This window comes from Streptomyces sp. NPDC107538 (assembly GCF_055657445.1).
In genome coordinates this window covers 58508-73860 of the sequence record NZ_JBVKAY010000017.1, presented here as the reverse complement: position 1 = coordinate 73860, position 15353 = coordinate 58508, and the positions used below count along the sequence as shown (strand labels likewise).

General features: G+C 70.8%; 19 protein-coding genes. 9 read left to right on the top strand and 10 right to left on the bottom strand.

The window, feature by feature from the left end; all coding sequences use genetic code 11:
- The first annotated feature begins 17 nt into the window (after nucleotides 1-17).
- From dprA to ACZ7MG_RS37655, 3 genes are all read left to right on the top strand, one after another.
- A complete protein-coding gene (gene dprA / locus ACZ7MG_RS37665; protein WP_471388596.1) occupies nucleotides 18-1178 on the top strand; it encodes a DNA-processing protein DprA in 1161 nt (386 codons plus the stop codon).
- Nucleotides 1179-1450: 272 nt separating this feature from the next.
- On the top strand, nucleotides 1451-2287 hold the full coding sequence (gene whiG, locus ACZ7MG_RS37660; protein ID WP_471388598.1) for an RNA polymerase sigma factor WhiG: 837 nt from the start codon (nucleotides 1451-1453) through the stop codon (nucleotides 2285-2287).
- Nucleotides 2288-2441: 154 nt separating this feature from the next.
- Nucleotides 2442-2999, top strand: a complete 558-nt coding sequence (locus ACZ7MG_RS37655) for a TetR/AcrR family transcriptional regulator (RefSeq protein WP_471389142.1) — start codon at nucleotides 2442-2444, stop codon at nucleotides 2997-2999.
- 333 nt (nucleotides 3000-3332) lie between these two features.
- Here the strand turns inward: ACZ7MG_RS37655 and ACZ7MG_RS37650 are convergent, their stop codons facing one another.
- On the bottom strand, nucleotides 3333-3944 hold the full coding sequence (locus tag ACZ7MG_RS37650; RefSeq protein ID WP_471389145.1) for a M23 family metallopeptidase: 612 nt from the start codon (nucleotides 3942-3944) through the stop codon (nucleotides 3333-3335).
- Nucleotides 3945-4264: 320 nt separating this feature from the next.
- Between ACZ7MG_RS37650 and rpsB the strand changes: the two genes are divergently transcribed.
- From rpsB to ACZ7MG_RS37620, 6 genes are all read left to right on the top strand, one after another.
- Nucleotides 4265-5203, top strand: a complete 939-nt coding sequence (rpsB, locus tag ACZ7MG_RS37645; protein ID WP_471388601.1) for a 30S ribosomal protein S2 — start codon at nucleotides 4265-4267, stop codon at nucleotides 5201-5203.
- Nucleotides 5204-5363: 160 nt separating this feature from the next.
- Complete coding sequence (tsf, locus tag ACZ7MG_RS37640; RefSeq protein ID WP_471388604.1) at nucleotides 5364-6200, top strand: translation elongation factor Ts; 837 nt, start codon at nucleotides 5364-5366, stop codon at nucleotides 6198-6200.
- A 203-nt stretch (nucleotides 6201-6403) separates the two neighbouring features.
- A complete protein-coding gene (pyrH, locus tag ACZ7MG_RS37635; protein ID WP_152171938.1) occupies nucleotides 6404-7165 on the top strand; it encodes a UMP kinase in 762 nt (253 codons plus the stop codon).
- A gap of 155 nt (nucleotides 7166-7320) precedes the next feature.
- On the top strand, nucleotides 7321-7878 hold the full coding sequence (gene frr, locus ACZ7MG_RS37630) for a ribosome recycling factor (protein ID WP_045561444.1): 558 nt from the start codon (nucleotides 7321-7323) through the stop codon (nucleotides 7876-7878).
- Entirely contained in the window at nucleotides 7878-8996 is a 1119-nt protein-coding gene (locus ACZ7MG_RS37625) for a phosphatidate cytidylyltransferase (RefSeq protein ID WP_471388609.1), read from the top strand. The genes frr and ACZ7MG_RS37625 overlap by 1 nt, the downstream gene beginning before the upstream one ends.
- 106 nt (nucleotides 8997-9102) lie before the next feature.
- Nucleotides 9103-9279, top strand: a complete 177-nt coding sequence (locus ACZ7MG_RS37620) for a hypothetical protein (protein WP_471388612.1) — start codon at nucleotides 9103-9105, stop codon at nucleotides 9277-9279.
- Nucleotides 9280-9439: 160 nt separating this feature from the next.
- Here the strand turns inward: ACZ7MG_RS37620 and ACZ7MG_RS37615 are convergent, their stop codons facing one another.
- The 9 genes from ACZ7MG_RS37615 to ACZ7MG_RS37575 form a co-directional block, all read right to left on the bottom strand.
- The gene (locus ACZ7MG_RS37615) at nucleotides 9440-10675 is read right to left on the bottom strand and encodes a tyrosine-type recombinase/integrase (RefSeq protein WP_471388615.1); all 1236 of its coding nucleotides are present in this window, start codon (nucleotides 10673-10675) and stop codon (nucleotides 9440-9442) included.
- Nucleotides 10675-10872: a helix-turn-helix transcriptional regulator gene (locus ACZ7MG_RS37610; RefSeq protein WP_471388617.1), complete on the bottom strand. Its 198-nt coding sequence runs from the start codon at nucleotides 10870-10872 to the stop codon at nucleotides 10675-10677. Before ACZ7MG_RS37610 ends, ACZ7MG_RS37615 begins: the two co-directional genes overlap by 1 nt.
- 2 nt (nucleotides 10873-10874) lie before the next feature.
- Nucleotides 10875-12251 carry a replication initiator protein RepSA gene (gene repSA, locus ACZ7MG_RS37605; RefSeq protein WP_471388620.1) on the bottom strand — a complete coding sequence of 459 codons (1377 nt, stop codon included), beginning with the start codon at nucleotides 12249-12251 and terminating at the stop codon, nucleotides 10875-10877.
- A complete protein-coding gene (locus tag ACZ7MG_RS37600) occupies nucleotides 12244-12408 on the bottom strand; it encodes a hypothetical protein (RefSeq protein WP_471388623.1) in 165 nt (54 codons plus the stop codon). Before ACZ7MG_RS37600 ends, repSA begins: the two co-directional genes overlap by 8 nt.
- A 90-nt stretch (nucleotides 12409-12498) precedes the next feature.
- Nucleotides 12499-12816, bottom strand: a complete 318-nt coding sequence (locus tag ACZ7MG_RS37595) for a SpdD-like protein (RefSeq protein WP_471388626.1) — start codon at nucleotides 12814-12816, stop codon at nucleotides 12499-12501.
- Between the two features lie 25 nt (nucleotides 12817-12841).
- Entirely contained in the window at nucleotides 12842-12997 is a 156-nt protein-coding gene (locus ACZ7MG_RS37590; protein WP_184899880.1) for a hypothetical protein, read from the bottom strand.
- 12 nt (nucleotides 12998-13009) lie between these two features.
- A complete protein-coding gene (locus ACZ7MG_RS37585) occupies nucleotides 13010-13201 on the bottom strand; it encodes a mobile element transfer protein (RefSeq protein WP_046704488.1) in 192 nt (63 codons plus the stop codon).
- A 19-nt stretch (nucleotides 13202-13220) separates the two neighbouring features.
- On the bottom strand, nucleotides 13221-13910 hold the full coding sequence (locus ACZ7MG_RS37580; protein WP_471388629.1) for a DUF2637 domain-containing protein: 690 nt from the start codon (nucleotides 13908-13910) through the stop codon (nucleotides 13221-13223).
- A gap of 86 nt (nucleotides 13911-13996) precedes the next feature.
- Nucleotides 13997-15352, bottom strand: coding sequence for an FtsK/SpoIIIE domain-containing protein (locus ACZ7MG_RS37575; RefSeq protein WP_471388632.1), 1356 nt, complete (start codon nucleotides 15350-15352; stop codon nucleotides 13997-13999).
- Nucleotide 15353: the final 1 nt, after the last annotated feature.

The window sequence follows — 15353 nt, the reverse complement described above, 5'->3', positions numbered from 1 at the left end:
TCGTCGGCGGGTGGACCATGACCGGCGGCGGTGCGCCGGAGGACGAGCGGCTCGACCGGGCCTTCCTGGCCCGTGTCATCGAGCCCGGCGACGAACTCGGCGGGCGGTGGCTTCGGGAGTTCGGCGCCCGGGACGTCGTGCGGAGGCTCTCCGGGGGCGGGCGACCGCTTCCGGAGGCCTCGGAGAAGCGGTGGGCGGGCCTCTGCGCCCGTGCCGACCGCGCCGATCCCGAAGACGACCTGCGCCAGGCGCGGGCGGCCGGGGTTCGGTTCCTCGTGCCCGGGGACGGGGAGTGGCCCGGGCAGCTCGATGATCTCGGGGACGCGCGGCCGGTGGGGTTGTGGGTGCGGGGGCAGGCGAATGTGCGGATGTGGGCGTTGCGGTCCGTGGCCGTGGTGGGGGCGAGGGCCTGTACGGAGTACGGGGCGCACATGGCGGCCTCGCTGGGCGCGGGGCTCGCGGAGCGGGGGTGGGTGGTGGTGTCCGGCGGCGCGTACGGGGTGGACGGCGCCGCGCACCGGGGCGCGCTCGGGGCCGGTGGGGCGACCGTCGCCGTGCTGGCCTGCGGGGTGGACCGGCCGTATCCCCGGGGGCACGCACAGCTGATCGGCAGGATCGCCGAACAGGGGCTGGTGGTGGGGGAGTTGCCGCCGGGGGAGCATCCCACTGCGAGCCGGTTCATTCTGCGCAACAGGGTCATCGCCGCGCTCACCCGGGGCACCGTGGTGGTGGAGGCGGCCTACCGCAGCGGCGCGCTGGTCACGGCGCGGGCGGCGCAGCGGCTGGGCCGTTTCACGATGGGGGTGCCGGGGCCCGCGACCTCGGCCCTCTCGGCCGGCGTGCACGCATTGCTCCGGGGCGAGGCCGTGCTCGTCTCCGACGCCGCCGAAGTCGTCGAGCTGGTGGGTGACATGGGAGAGCTCGCGCCGGACCGGCGAGGGCCCGTGCTCCCCCGTGATCTGCTGGAACCGGCAGCGCGGCAGGTGCTCGCCGCGCTGCCGGGCCGGGGCGCCGCGGCGGCCGACGAGATCGCCCGGGGCGCGGGCACCACCGCGGACGAGGCGGTCGGGAGACTGTACGAACTCCGCGCACTCGGATACGTCGAACGACACGGCGACAGCTGGAAGTTGACACGCCAGGCGATGATCTCCGTCTCGCCGGATCGGAGGCCGGGTTGACCGAGCGTGTTCGGCCGTCCGGGGGAACGCCTACAGCCTTGCGGTTTCCGGCAGTTGGCGTCCCGGCCCGCTCACACAGGGCGATCGCCGTGACCCCGTGGGGCGTCCAGCGGAACGTATCTGCGCACCGGCGATCCACCGCCCTTCGCGCACTGCGACTCCCCAGTCACGCTACGCTCACGAGGATTCCCCCTCAGGACAGGCAACTCGACATCAGACCGACAGCTCACCCAGGCACCCCCAGTTCACGGCAGAACGGCACAAGGCGACGAATGCCCCAGCACACCTCCGGGTCTGACCGGGCGGCGGTACCCTCCGCCGCGCGCGGCACCGTGCGCCCGCCCGCCCCCTCGACACTCGACGAGCTGTGGCGGACGTACAAGACGACGGGCGACGAACGGCTGCGCGAGCAGTTGATCCTGCACTACTCACCGCTGGTGAAGTACGTCGCGGGCCGGGTGAGCGTCGGCCTGCCGGCCAATGTCGAACAGGCCGACTTCGTCTCCTCCGGGGTCTTCGGGCTCATCGACGCGATCGAGAAGTTCGACATCGACCGGGAGATCAAGTTCGAGACGTACGCGATCACCCGGATCCGGGGCGCGATGATCGACGAGCTGCGCGCGCTGGACTGGATCCCCCGGTCGGTGCGGCAGAAGGCGCGCAATGTGGAGCGGGCCTACGCCACGCTGGAGTCACGGCTCAGACGCACCCCGAGCGAGGGTGAGGTGGCCGTCGAGATGGGTATCGCGGTGGACGAACTCCACGCGGTCTTCAGCCAGTTGTCGCTGGCCAACGTGGTGGCGCTGGAGGAGCTGCTGCACGTCGGGGGTGAGGGCGGCGACCGGCTGAGTCTGATGGACACGCTGGAGGACACCGCCGCGGACAACCCGGTCGAGATCGCCGAGGACCGGGAGCTGCGCCGTTTCCTCGCGCGGGCCATCAACACGCTGCCCGAGCGGGAGAAGACCGTCGTGACGCTCTACTACTACGAAGGGCTCACGCTCGCGGAGATCGGGAACGTGCTGGGAGTCACCGAGAGCCGGGTGAGTCAGATCCACACGAAGTCGGTGCTGCAGCTGCGGGCGAAGCTGGCGAGTTTCGGTCGCTGACCTGGGGCGAACTGGGGCTGGTCGAGGGGTCGGCGGTGGCTCCTCGGCAGCCCCTCGGCGGTGGCTCGCCGGGGGCCGCGTCGGGGGAAGGCATTCCCGTCGGTGGTGGTCCGTCCGTAAAGTGGAGGACGTGCCAAGGATTCGAGCGGCCTCCGTGGCCGAGCACCGGTCGATGCAGCGAGCCGCCCTGCTGGACGCGGCTCGGTCCCTGCTGTCCGAGGGGGGAACGGAGGCGTTGACGTTCCCCGCGCTCGCCGAGCGGACGGGGTTGGCGCGGTCGTCCGTGTACGAGTACTTCCGGTCGCGGGCCGCCGTGGTCGAGGAGCTGTGCCAGGTCGACTTTCCCGTTTGGGCGGCGGAGGTCGAGGCGGCGATGGCCACGGCCGAGCGGCCCGAGGGCAAGGTCGAGGCGTACGTACGCAAGCAGTTGGAGCTGGTCGGGGACCGGCGGCATCGGGCCGTGGTGGCGATCTCGGCGAGTGAGCTGGACGCCGGGGCGCGGGAGAAGATCCGGGCCGCGCACGGTGGGCTCGTCGCGATGATCGTGGAGGCGCTCGCGGGGCTCGGGCAGGAGGAGCCGCGGTTGGGGGCGATGCTGTTGCAGGGGGTCGTGGACGCGGCTGTGCGGCGGATCGAGTTGGGGGCCGCGGAGGATCCCTCCGCGATCACCGAGGCTGCTGTGGCCATGGCTCTGCGGGGTGTGCGGGGCTGAGGGGGCGGCGTCTCGTATCGGGGGCGAGCCCTTGTCGCCGGGTGCACCGTGTTGGTTCGGGGCCGTGCCCTAGTGGCCGGGTGTCCTCCGCCCAGGGCTGCGCCCTCGTGGCTGGGCGCCCTCCTTGTGATGCTGAGCCCTCGTGGCTTCGGCGCCCTCGGCCAAGGCTGAGCTTGGGGCGGGGTTTCGCTCACCGGTGCTTGCCGGGTGCCGTCTGCGCCCAGTCGTGCCGCCCCAGCGGCACGACTGCCCGCAGGGTGGGGCGGGCGAGCGGGTGGGCGCTGCTCCGGTGGCTCGACCGGCTGCGTGGACAGGGAGGGCGCGCGAACCCCGTTACTCGGGGACCGGCAGCAGGCGGGACGGGCCTCGGCGCAGGAGCCATGGTGGCAGGAGGGTCAGGGGGTCGAGGTAGGTGTCGGCTCTGCGTAGGCCCCAGTGGAGGCAGGAGGTCGGGCAGTGGGACGGGGCTGGTTCCAGGGTGCCGAGGACGGTGCCCGCGGTTACCTCGTCGCCCTTCTTCACTGAGGTCCGGACCGGCTCGTAGGTCGTGCGCAGGGGTGGGTCGCCCGTGTCGGAGAGGGTGACCGTGACGACTCCCCGGCCTGCCACGCGGCCCGCGAAGGAGACGTGGCCCGGGGCCACCGCGCGGACCGGGGAGCCGGCCGGGGCGGACAGGTCGACGCCTCGGTGGCCCCGGGCGTAGGGGGTCGGCGGGGGTTCCCAGAGGCGGGCGACCAGGGGGCGGAGGCCCACGGGCCAGGTGCGGGCCAGGGCCGGGACGTGCCCCTCCGGGCCCGGTGGTGCCGGAGCGGCGCGGGGGCCCGGTGCCGCGCGCGGTGCCGGTGCCCAGGCCGTGGCCAGGAGGGCCGTCGTCAGGCACAGGAGCAGGGACAGCCAGGCGGCGGCGCGTCGTCGTGCGGTCGTTCGCCGGCGCCGGCGGGTCATCGCGGGAGGCGGCTCGTGCGGCAACTTGTCAGGCATCTCGTGGGACATGGGCAAAGCGTCCCGTGAGTGGCGCGATCATGGCCGGGATCTGTGGAGTACTCGTCGGTTGTGGATATCGGCGTCACCCGGGGCCTTCCGGGTCCCGTACACTTCTGGTGGCGATCCGGGTCACCGGGTCGACTTCGCACGCCCCGGTACGAGGCCCTTCCAGGCTCGTATCAGCGCCCCTCGGTCCTTAGCGGCAACGGCGCATCGCGGGCGTCAGGCGCGAGAGCCGTCCGGTTCTCGCGGCACAACCGAGAAATTCAAGGAGAACGGCCATGGCCGTCGTCACGATGCGGGAGCTGCTGGAAAGCGGCGTCCACTTCGGTCACCAGACCCGTCGCTGGAACCCGAAGATGAAGCGCTTCATCTTCACCGAGCGCAACGGCATCTACATCATCGACCTGCTCCAGTCGCTGTCGTACATCGACCGCGCCTACGAGTTCGTCAAGGAGACCGTCGCCCACGGCGGCACGGTCATGTTCGTCGGCACGAAGAAGCAGGCGCAGGAGGCCATCGCGGAGCAGGCCACCCGCGTCGGCATGCCCTACGTCAACCAGCGCTGGCTGGGCGGCATGCTCACCAACTTCTCGACCGTCTACAAGCGTCTGCAGCGCCTCAAGGAGCTTGAGCAGATCGACTTCGAGGACGTCGCGTCGTCGGGTCTGACCAAGAAGGAGCTCCTGGTCCTCTCGCGTGAGAAGGCCAAGCTGGAGAAGACCCTCGGCGGTATCCGCGAGATGCAGAAGGTGCCCAGCGCCGTCTGGATCGTGGACACCAAGAAGGAGCACATCGCGGTCGGCGAGGCCCGGAAGCTCAACATCCCGGTCGTCGCCATCCTCGACACCAACTGCGACCCCGACGAGGTCGACTACAAGATCCCCGGCAACGACGACGCGATCCGCTCCGTCACGCTGCTCACCCGTGTGATCGCGGACGCGGTCGCCGAGGGCCTCATCTCCCGCTCGCGTGTCGCGACCGAGGGCAAGGGCGACAAGGCCGCCGGCGAGCCGCTGGCCGCCTGGGAGCGCGACCTGCTCGAGGGCGAGAAGAAGGCGGACGAGGCTCCGGCCGCCGCTGAGGCTCCGGCTGCCGCCGAGGCGCCCGCTGAGGCTCCGGCCGAGGCCCCCGCCGCCGAGGCCGCTGCCGAGGCCCCCGCCGCCGACGAGGCTCCGGCCGCCACCGAGGCTCCGGCCGCGGACGCCGAGCAGGCCTGACCTTCACGGTCGTAGGGCTGTCGACATGACGGCGGGTGGCGCCGAGCGCGCCACCCGCCGTTCACCCACAGCCCGTAGATCTTTCGGCGGGCGCCCGCCCTACGAGCGGCGGCGGACGCCGACTTCGAGACTTCGAACTCCGAGAAGAGATTCACAGATCATGGCGAACTACACCGCCGCGGACGTCAAGAAGCTCCGTGAGCTCACCGGCGCCGGCATGATGGACTGCAAGAAGGCCCTGGACGAGGCCGACGGCAGCGTGGACAAGGCCGTCGAGGCCCTGCGCATCAAGGGCCAGAAGGGCGTCGCCAAGCGCGAGGGCCGCTCCGCCGAGAACGGCGCCGTGGTCTCCCTCATCGCCGACGACAACACCTCCGGTGTTCTGGTCGAGCTGAAGTGCGAGACGGACTTCGTCGCCAAGGGCGAGAAGTTCCAGGCCGCGGCCAACGCGATCGCCGCGCACGTCGCCGCGACCTCCCCGGCCGACCTGGAGGCCCTGCTCGCCTCCGAGATCGAGGCCGGCAAGACCGTCCAGGCGTACGTGGACGAGGCCAACGCCAACCTCGGCGAGAAGATCGTCCTCGACCGCTTCGCGCAGTACGCCGACGGTTTCGTCTTCTCCTACATGCACCGCACCATGCCCGACCTGCCCCCGCAGATCGGTGTCCTGGTCGAGCTGGACAAGGCCGACGCCGACGTGGCCAAGGGCATCGCCCAGCACATCGCCGCCTTCGCGCCGAAGTACCTGGCCAAGGAGGACGTGCCGGCCGAGGTCGTCGAGTCCGAGCGCCGCGTCGCCGAGGAGACCACCCGCGCCGAGGGCAAGCCCGAGGCCGCCCTGCCGAAGATCGTCGAGGGTCGCCTCAACGGCTTCTTCAAGGACGCCACGCTGCTCGGCCAGCCGTACGCGCTGGACAACAAGAAGTCCGTCCAGAAGGTCCTGGACGAGGCCGGTGTCACCCTGAAGCGCTTCACGCGTATCAAGGTCGGCATCTGAGTCCGTTACGCGACGGGCGCCCGGCCCCGATAGGGTCGGGTGCAGTCGTTCGCGTACGCCGCCACGCGCGCGCGTGACGCGCGACGGACGACAGCAGATCTGACGAGGAGGCCATTGCCGCGCATGGGATGCGAACACCACCCCACCGGCAGTGGCCTTCTTCGTATGTGCGGTATGTGCGACACGTAAAGAGGCGAATCTCCATGACCACCAAGCCCGAGAAGAGCGACGAAAGCAAAGCGGAACGCGGCCGGTTCATGCTGAAGCTGTCCGGAGAGGCGTTCTCCGGGGGCGGTGGCCTGGGCGTCGACCCGGACGTGGTGCACGCCATCGCCCGGGAGATCGCGGCCGTCGTACGCGACGGAGCACAGATCGCGGTCGTCATCGGCGGCGGCAACTTCTTCCGCGGCGCCGAACTCCAGCAGCGCGGCATGGACCGGGCCCGCTCCGACTACATGGGCATGCTCGGCACGGTCATGAACTGCCTCGCCCTCCAGGACTTCCTGGAGAAGGAGGGCATCGACAGCCGCGTCCAGACCGCCATCACCATGGGCCAGGTCGCCGAGCCGTACATTCCGCTGCGGGCCGTGCGCCACCTGGAGAAGGGCCGTGTGGTCATCTTCGGCGCCGGTATGGGCATGCCGTACTTCTCCACCGACACCACCGCCGCCCAGCGCGCCCTGGAGATCGACGCCGAGGCGCTGCTGATGGGCAAGAACGGCGTGGACGGGGTCTACGACTCCGACCCCAAGACCAACCCGGACGCGGTCCGGTTCGACTCCCTCGGCTACGGCGAGGTCATCACCCGCGAGCTGAAGGTCGCCGACGCCACCGCGATCACGCTCTGCCGTGACAACAAGCTCCCGATCCTCGTGTTCGAGCTTCTCAAGGAGGGCAATATCGCGCGGGCCGTCAAGGGTGAGAAGATCGGCACTCTCGTGGGTGATCAGGGAAGCCGGGCCTGACCGGGTCCTTCCCCTGCCCGGGGGACGGAGCCTGACCGGGGGATGGACAATGTCCTGCCGGTCGGGAACCGTGCAGGAACAAGACGCGACGCAGCCGGCCGCCGACCAGACCAAGTACAGCTGCCGGGCCTACTCAAGACACGCAGGAGCAAGTGGTGATCGAAGAGACCCTCCTCGAGGCCGAGGAGAAGATGGAGAAGGCCGTCGTGGTCGCCAAGGACGACTTCGCCGCGATCCGCACCGGTCGTGCGCACCCGGCGATGTTCAACAAGATCGTGGCCGACTACTACGGCGCGCTGACGCCGATCAACCAGCTGGCCTCGTTCTCGGTGCCGGAGCCGCGCATGGCCGTGGTGACCCCGTTCGACAAGACCGCCCTGCGCAACATCGAGCAGGCGATCCGTGACTCGGACCTCGGCGTCAACCCGAGCAACGACGGCAACATCATCCGAGTGGTGTTCCCCGAGCTGACCGAGGAGCGCCGCCGCGACTACATCAAGGTCGCGAAGAGCAAGGCGGAGGACTCCAAGGTGTCCATCCGCTCGGTCCGCCGCAAGGCCAAGGACGCGATCGACAAGCTCGTCAAGGACGGCGAGGTCGGCGAGGACGAGGGCCGTCGCGCGGAGAAGGAGCTCGACGACACCACCGCGAAGTACGTCGCGCAGGTGGACGAGCTGCTCAAGCACAAGGAAGCCGAGCTGCTCGAAGTCTGATGAACGACTCTTCCTGGGGCGCGCCGTCACAAGCCGGGTACTGGGCGCCGACCGACCGGGGACCTGTCCAGGGGCATGCCCCGGCGGGTCCCACGTACGATGCGCCTGAGGCCCAGCAGACTCGCCCCATGCCCATCGTGCCCGACGTACCCGCGCGTGGCGGGAACCAGGACGACGACCGGGGGGCCGCTCGGCAGGCAGGTCCCCCGTTCCATGACGAGACGCCGTCGGCGCACCCCTACGGGGAGGCGCCGCAGAAGCCGGAGCCCATGCCCGACGCCCCGCAGCCCGCCCCGCAGAAGAAGAGCGCGGGCCGTGACCTGGGCGCTGCCATAGGGGTCGGCGTCGCGCTCGGTGCGGTCATCGTCGCGTCGCTGTTCATCGTCAAGGCGGCCTTCGTCGGCGTGATAGCGGTGGCCGTGGTGGTGGGGCTGTGGGAGCTCACCTCGCGTCTGCAGGAACGCAAGGGCATCAAGGCGCCGCTCGTGCCGCTCGCGGTCGGCGGGGCCGCGATGGTCGTCGCCGGGTACGTCCGCGGGCCGGAGGGTGCCTGGGTGGCCATGGCGCTCACCGCGCTCGCCGTCCTGGTCTGGCGGATGACGGAACCGCCGGAGAACTACCTCAAGGACGTCACGGCGGGGGTCTTCGCGGCCTTCTACGTACCGTTCCTGGCCACGTTCGTGGCGCTCATGCTCACCGCCGACGACGGGCCGCAGCGGGTCCTGGTGTTCCTGGTGCTGACCGTCGTCAGCGACACGGGCGCGTACGCGGTGGGCTGGCGCTTCGGCACGCACAAGCTCGCACCGCGCATCAGCCCCGGCAAGACCCGTGAGGGGTTGCTCGGCGCGATCGCCTTCGCCATGGTCGCGGGCGCGCTGCTCATGGAGTTCGTCATCGACGACGGTGCCTGGTGGCAGGGCCTGCTGCTCGGTCTCGCCGTCGCGGCCAGCGCCACGTTGGGCGACCTCGGCGAGTCCATGATCAAGCGGGACCTCGGCATCAAGGACATGGGCACGCTCCTGCCGGGCCACGGCGGCATCATGGACCGCCTGGACTCCCTCCTCCCGACGGCCCCGGTGGTGTGGCTGCTGCTGGTGCTGTTCGTGGGGTCGGGCTGACGGGCACGGTTGTTGTACGCGTGGGCCTCGTCCTGGATCTCGGGGGCGGGGCCCACTGCCGTGGTCCCTCCGGGTGGGTGCGGCGGATTCGATAGGGTCCGGATGCATGGGGAGAGCGCGAGTGGGGGACGACGGCCGCTATCACGGCGATTTGCCCTGCCGGTGGTGCGAGACGCTCGTCGACCAAGCGGGCCGCCGCAGGCCGCGGCTGTACTGCCGGATGTCCCATCGCTGGAAGAACTACGGCGCGTGGGTCGTGAGCGTGGTCGGCGGAATCTTCTGACCTCCTGACGGGGACGGGTCACGTGATTCGATCTGCGACACTGGTTGAGCTATGCCTAAGCCCGGAGAACTGATGTGCGCCGGGCACGAAGAAGCCCCCCACCAGCGATGTTCTCGCCAGTAGGGGGCTGTCTTGTGTCCGCTGGGCCGTCCCTGGGCCGTCAGGGCTCCTGGGCCGTGTCGAAGACACCGTCCAAGGCCCGGCGAGCACGCTCACTGCTGCTGGGCATCAGGTGGGCGTACACCCGCAGCGTCATCGCCGGGTCGGAGTGCCCGAGGTATTCGCTCACGGCCTTGATGCTCTCCCCCGCGTCCAGGAGGACCGAGGCGTAGAAGTGGCGCAGGGCGTGCATTCCGAGGTGGCGGGCGGAGGCGTGCCGCTGGCCGGGTTCGGGAGTCGAGATAAGGCCGGCGGCGGCCAGGGCGCGCTTCCACTCGTAGGCGTTGAAGTTGCTGCGCCAGACGACCCCGTCGGCTGTGTTGGTGAAGATCAGACGCCGTTCGGTGAGCGGACCGTCCGGCCGGATCCACGGCAGCTTGATCGGCACGGGCGGGTGACTCGTCATATGGCGCCGGAGGGCCGAGGCGACCGAGGACGGCAGCGGTACGTCACGCTCCTTGTTGCCCTTGGGCGGAGCGAAGACGGCGACGCCCCGGATCAGCTTGACCTGAGCGGTGACCCGGAGGGTGTCGCTGTCGAGCTGCAAGGTGTCTTCGGACAGACCGATGATCTCGCCCTGTCGAAGACCGCAGCCGCTGCCCACGTCGACCATGGCTCGGTAGCGCTCGGGCAGAGCATCGCGGACCGCACGCACCTGGGAAGGGAGCCAGGGCACGACTCGGGCGGAGGAGGCGGCGGGCGGGCGGACCGACGCAGCCGAGCACGGATTCCGGGCGAGGTGGCCGTCATCCACGGCGGCCGAGAGCACCGCGCGGACGTTGGCGTAGATGTTGCGGGCGTAGGTGCCGCCGATGGAGTCGTTCTCCAGGTCGCGCACGAACTCGCGGATGTGGACCGGCCGGAAGGAACCGAGAGGCCGCGCCCCGAGTCGCGGGAAGGCGTGCAGCCGAAGACGGTACTCCGTTCCGATGCGCGTATTGAGGTCGGTCGTCAGACCGGCAAGCCAGCGTTCCGCATACTGCTGGAAGGTCGTGCGCGCAGCCTTGGGGTCGACGTACTGACCACGGGACATGTCGGCAGCCGTCTCGGCCAACCACTCTTCGGCACGGCGCTTCTGCCGGTCCGGGAAGGACTTGCTCTTCTCGGTGCCGTCCGGGCCGACGTACCGGGCCCGGTAGCGGAGACCGTTGCCGTAGCGGTCGGTCTTGACCTTTACCGGCTTGCCGTCCGGACCGGGCTCGGTCTTGTACCAGCGGTCTTGGATGTGCCCAGCCATCAGGCAGCCTCCCAAAGCTGAGAATCCACCCAGGCCCGTATGTCGCTCGGGTCGAAGCGAAGGTGCCGGCCGACCCGGAAGCCGCGGGGGCCGGTGCGCTTGCGACGCCACTGATAGACCGTCTCGACGCTGGGAAGTTCGAACATCTCGACCAGGTCCTCGGGAGTCAGGAACCGGTTCGGCAGCTCTGCGGCCATGGTCAGCACTCCCTTTCGTCGGCGAGCTGGTCGCGTAGGGCTTCGCGGGTGGTTTCGCGGTTGTGTTGGAGGTCGCGGGCGATGGTGGCGGCGAGGGCGGATTCGCCGGGGGTGTGGCCGTGTCCGGCGTATTGCCAGTCGGCGAGGACGAGCACGGTGTCCGGCTCGCGGTCATCGAGGCCGAGGGCGGTGCGTTCCTGGGCGGCGCGGTAGTCGGCGCGTGTCTGGCGGAGGGCGCCGAGGGTGGTGGAGTAGCGGCGGGACTTGGAGGAGAAGTGGCCGCGGAAGCCGAGCATGTGAGCCCAGGCCCACAGGCGGCGGTCGGGATAGAGCGGGTCGAGCCGCTTGCACGCTTCGATCAGGCGGCGGGTGTGGTCGGGGACTTGGTGGCGGTCGAGTTCGGAGAGTTCACCGATGCGGCGGTCGGGGGTGCCGGTGTTCTCGGCCGCCTTAGTGGCGTACTTGGCGACGTAGGAGGCGACAGCTTGTTCGGTGATGTCGGAGCCGTCGCCGAAGGCCTTGACGGGGCGTACGTCGAGCTGGGTGCCCCAGCGGAAGGTGCGGGCGGGCTGGTCGTCGGCGGCGGGGACGGAGACGGAGGTGTAGGAGTGCGTGGCGGTGGCGTGGATGGCGTCGGTGAGGAGGTCGACGGTCGCCCAGGACGGCGGTGGCGTGTCCGGACCGTCCGGGCCGTCGATGCGGATCACGGCGTGGAAGTGCAGGGCGCCGCGCTTCTGGAACTCGGCGACCTTGCCGTACGACAGGCGGGCCGCTTCTTTGAGTTCTCGCTGTGTCAGGCCCGCGCGGGCGGCGACCTCGCGGCGGAGCCGGTTGGTGAAGCGCTGCCACAGCTGGCCCGCGTGGTTGTTGAACAGGACGGCGCCCGCGTAGTCGTAGGTGGCCGGGTCGAGGGCGGTGCCGAGGGCGGGGTCGTCGGCGGTGTGGTGGGTGCCGCAGCGGCAGGCGCCGTGGTCGGGGCGGTTGTGGACGCGGCCGAAGGAGGGGGCGGTGAGGGTTGCGAAGACGCGGGGGTGATCGCGGACGGTGGCGGGTATGTCGCGGCGGTCGTCTCCGGCCAGGCCCGCACGGATGAGGTGGTAGGTGTCGCCCGCGTAGGTGAAGGCGCAGGAGGGGCAGCGGGAGGCGCGGCGGTTTCCGCAGGCGAGGCGGAGGCGTCCGCCCGGTTCGTTCTCGGTGGAGTAGTGGTGCAGCGTCTCGCCAGTGGTCTTGTCTTTGGCGATGGTCCAGCCGGTGAGGTGGATGGGGTCGGCGCAGCCGCCGGTGCGGCGGATCTGCTCGTGCCAGCGGTCGTAGTCAGCGGCCGAAGCCACCCTCAGCAGGTCGCCGAGGGTGGTCGGGTCGAGGAGCAGGTCAGGCACGGGCGCCCTCCCGGGTGCGGACCGGGCGGGTGCCGGTGCCGTGGCAGGCCGGGCAGTCCGCGGTGATGGTCCGCAGGTGACCGTGGGCGTCACGGCCGCCGAGGGTGATGGCAACGGAAGCGTGTCCGTCGCAGTTGGGGCAGATGCGGTGCGTCATGCTGGGGGTTCCTTCCGGCTCTTCGGGGTTCGGCAGGGGCAGGGCTCCCGGGCGGCGGAGACTTGGCGGTTGAGGCCGCCCGGGGGCCGGTCAGTGGCGCTTGGCTTCGGTGTTGATGAGCGAGCGGATGACCAGGGCGCAGACGGCGACCGAGGCGCCGGTGATGGCGACCGCGAGGAGCATCGAGACCAGAACGGCGCCGACGACCAGGACTACGGCGGTGCCGCCACCGACCAGGGCGAGCACGGAGCCCGGGGTGAGCTGAACCGTGGGCCGAGCCGAGACCGGGGCCGGGGCGAGCGGGGTGGTGGTCGGCTGGTGCTGGATCACGGCGGTCGGCTCGATGGCGGCGGGCGGGGTGATCAGGCCCGTCGGCTGGGGCATGATCGGGATCTTCGGGCGGAACATCAGCAAATCTCCCTTCTCGGGCGGGTTACTTGACGGCGGTGTCGATGACGGGGGCGAGGATGCTGTCGGCGATGAGGTAGCCGCCGAGAAGGAGGACCAGGACCAGCCAGAGGGGCGGGCGGATGAGCTTGATGCCGAGGTAGCCGATGGCGGCGAGGGCGAACCAGAGCGGGACTTCCATGGCGGTGGCCTCCTAGCGGGCGGTGCAGCGGTGGGTGCGGGCGGCGAGCTGGGCGGCGGTCTGGCTGGAGTAGTCGGCGGACCAGCCGCAGCGGTCGTTGGTGCACACGGCGGCGTGCTTGGTGCGGCCGTTGCGGTCGCGGTGGGTGCCGATCTGCACGGGGCCGATCCGCATGACGGAGTGGAAGTGATCGCGGGCAGGCATCGAGTCGGTTCCTTTCGGTTCAGGCGAGTTGGGCGGCGATGGCATCGGCCAGCTGCGGCGGGACGCCGAGGCGGGCGCGCAGGGTGTCGGTGTCGATCGGTGATCCGGTCCGGGCGTGGTGGTCGTTGGCGACCTTGCGGGCGTGGTCGACGAGCGCGGCCGGAACCGGCGGGGCCGGAACCGCGGGCGGAGACGGGACGGGCTCAGGCTCGGGTGCGGGAAGGGCCGGAGGTTCCTCGACCGCAGGTGGCAACGAGGTCGAGGCGTCCAGCTCCGTTGCTTCGGTGACCGGCTCGGGGTCGAGGTCGGAGTGGAGCGCGGGTGCCGGCGGATCCGGCACCCGGTCATCGGCGGAGTGGGCGAGGAGGGTGCCGCCCATGAAGGCCAGTGCGGGCCAGGCGGCGACGAGGATGCGGAGCCAGGCGGGGACGTTGTCGAGGTCGAGGAGTCCGGCGGTGGCGACGTTGGCGCCGAGCGAGGCGACCAGGGCGATCACGAACCAGCACCAGGCGAGCCGGGATGGGCCGTCGATGCGTAGGCGTCGCCAGGCGGCGACCAGGAGCAGGTCAACTGAGACCGGGTAGGCCCAGGCTTTCCAGCCGTCCTGTCCGGCAGCGGCGGCGAGGTCGTGCAGGTGGGCGAAGGACAGCGCCCCGGCAATGACGGCCTGGACGAGCACGGCGTCGACACGGAGGGCTGGGCGGGCCATCACAGCTCCTTTTCCGGTGTTGAGGCATGGCGGGGGTAGGGACCTGGCGCGAGACGGTCACGCCGACCGGTGGAGTGGGGAGAGGGTCAGGCGGTGGCGGGGACTGTCTTGGACAGCCGCACGCGGGCCGAGGGCAGTGGGCCAACCTCAGGGCGGAAAGCCGCCAGGGCGGGCAGGTCCGGGGTGCGTTCGGCGTGCTTGTTGCAGATGTTCACGGCCTCACGCAGCGAGGTGTGCGGGGCGCGGATGCGGGCCCAGCCGCCGGAGGCGTCACCCGTGACGGCGATGCCGGGGGTGTCGGTGGGGATCTGGATGGCGGCGAGGACGGCGTCCGGTGCGATGTCGCCGAAGGCCATGTTGGCGGAGGATTCGTCGTTGACGCGGTGGGCGGTGCGGCCGGTGAGCTGGGCGCGGAGCATGGTGATGCCCTTGCCGAGTTCGGAGCCGAAGCGCTGCCCACAGATCTCCAAGTAGATGCCGGCGGCGCGGCCGAGCTGGGCGAGGCGGACCAGGGCGGTGATGATGCGGTCGCGTCGTTTCTCGTCGTCCTTGGTGGCGAAGAGGGCGAGTTCGGCGACCTCGTCGACCAGGACCACGACCGGGACCGGGCGCAGGTCGGCGGGCAGGTCCCAGATGTCGGCGGCGATCTCCGCATCCGGCACGTTCACCGTGATCCGCTGGTTGGCCCGGATCAGCTGGTAGACCTCCTCCATGTGCGTGACGAGCGCTTCGAGCAGGGCGAGGGCGGTGTCAGGGTTGTCGGCGAGCGCGGAGAACCGGCGTGCCAGCGGGAAGAGTTCCACCCCTTGCTTGCAGTCGATGCCCACCAGCGCGACATCCAGCGGAGCCAGCCCGGCGACCAGGTTGCGCTGGTAGACCGACTTCCCCGATTCCGTGGCGCCGAGGGTCAGGCCGTGCGGGACGGTCCGGTAGTCGCGGTAGTGCACCGAGCCGTCCTCGCGCAAGGCGACCGGGACCCGCATCAGGCGGGCGTCGGTCTTCGCGGGCATCTGCACCCGCCTGAGCACGTCGTAGCCGGTCATCCGCACCTCCACCACACCCGAGCGCAGCTCACGCGAGGTGACGCCGTACACGCCGAAGGAGTGGCGCAGCCGGTCAGCGGACGCCGCGACGTCGAAGGCATCCTGTCCCGGGCGCAGGCCCAGACGCAGGACCAGGCCGGTGCGGGTCGGGCGGATCCGCAGGATGCGCGGCGGGCGGGACTGCGGCACCTCCCGGTTCGTCACCCGGGCCAGGGCCAGACGCCAGCGGGACGGCGGGACGGTCAGCCCGCAGGCGTCCATGACCGAGGCGTAGCGGACCAGGACCCGCACCGTGGCGAGAGCGACCCCGAAGGTCATCCAGTACCAGGCGGGGCGCCGCCACCGCAGGATCACTGCGGCAGCGACGACCAGCACCAGAGCGACCGTGAACCAGGTCATG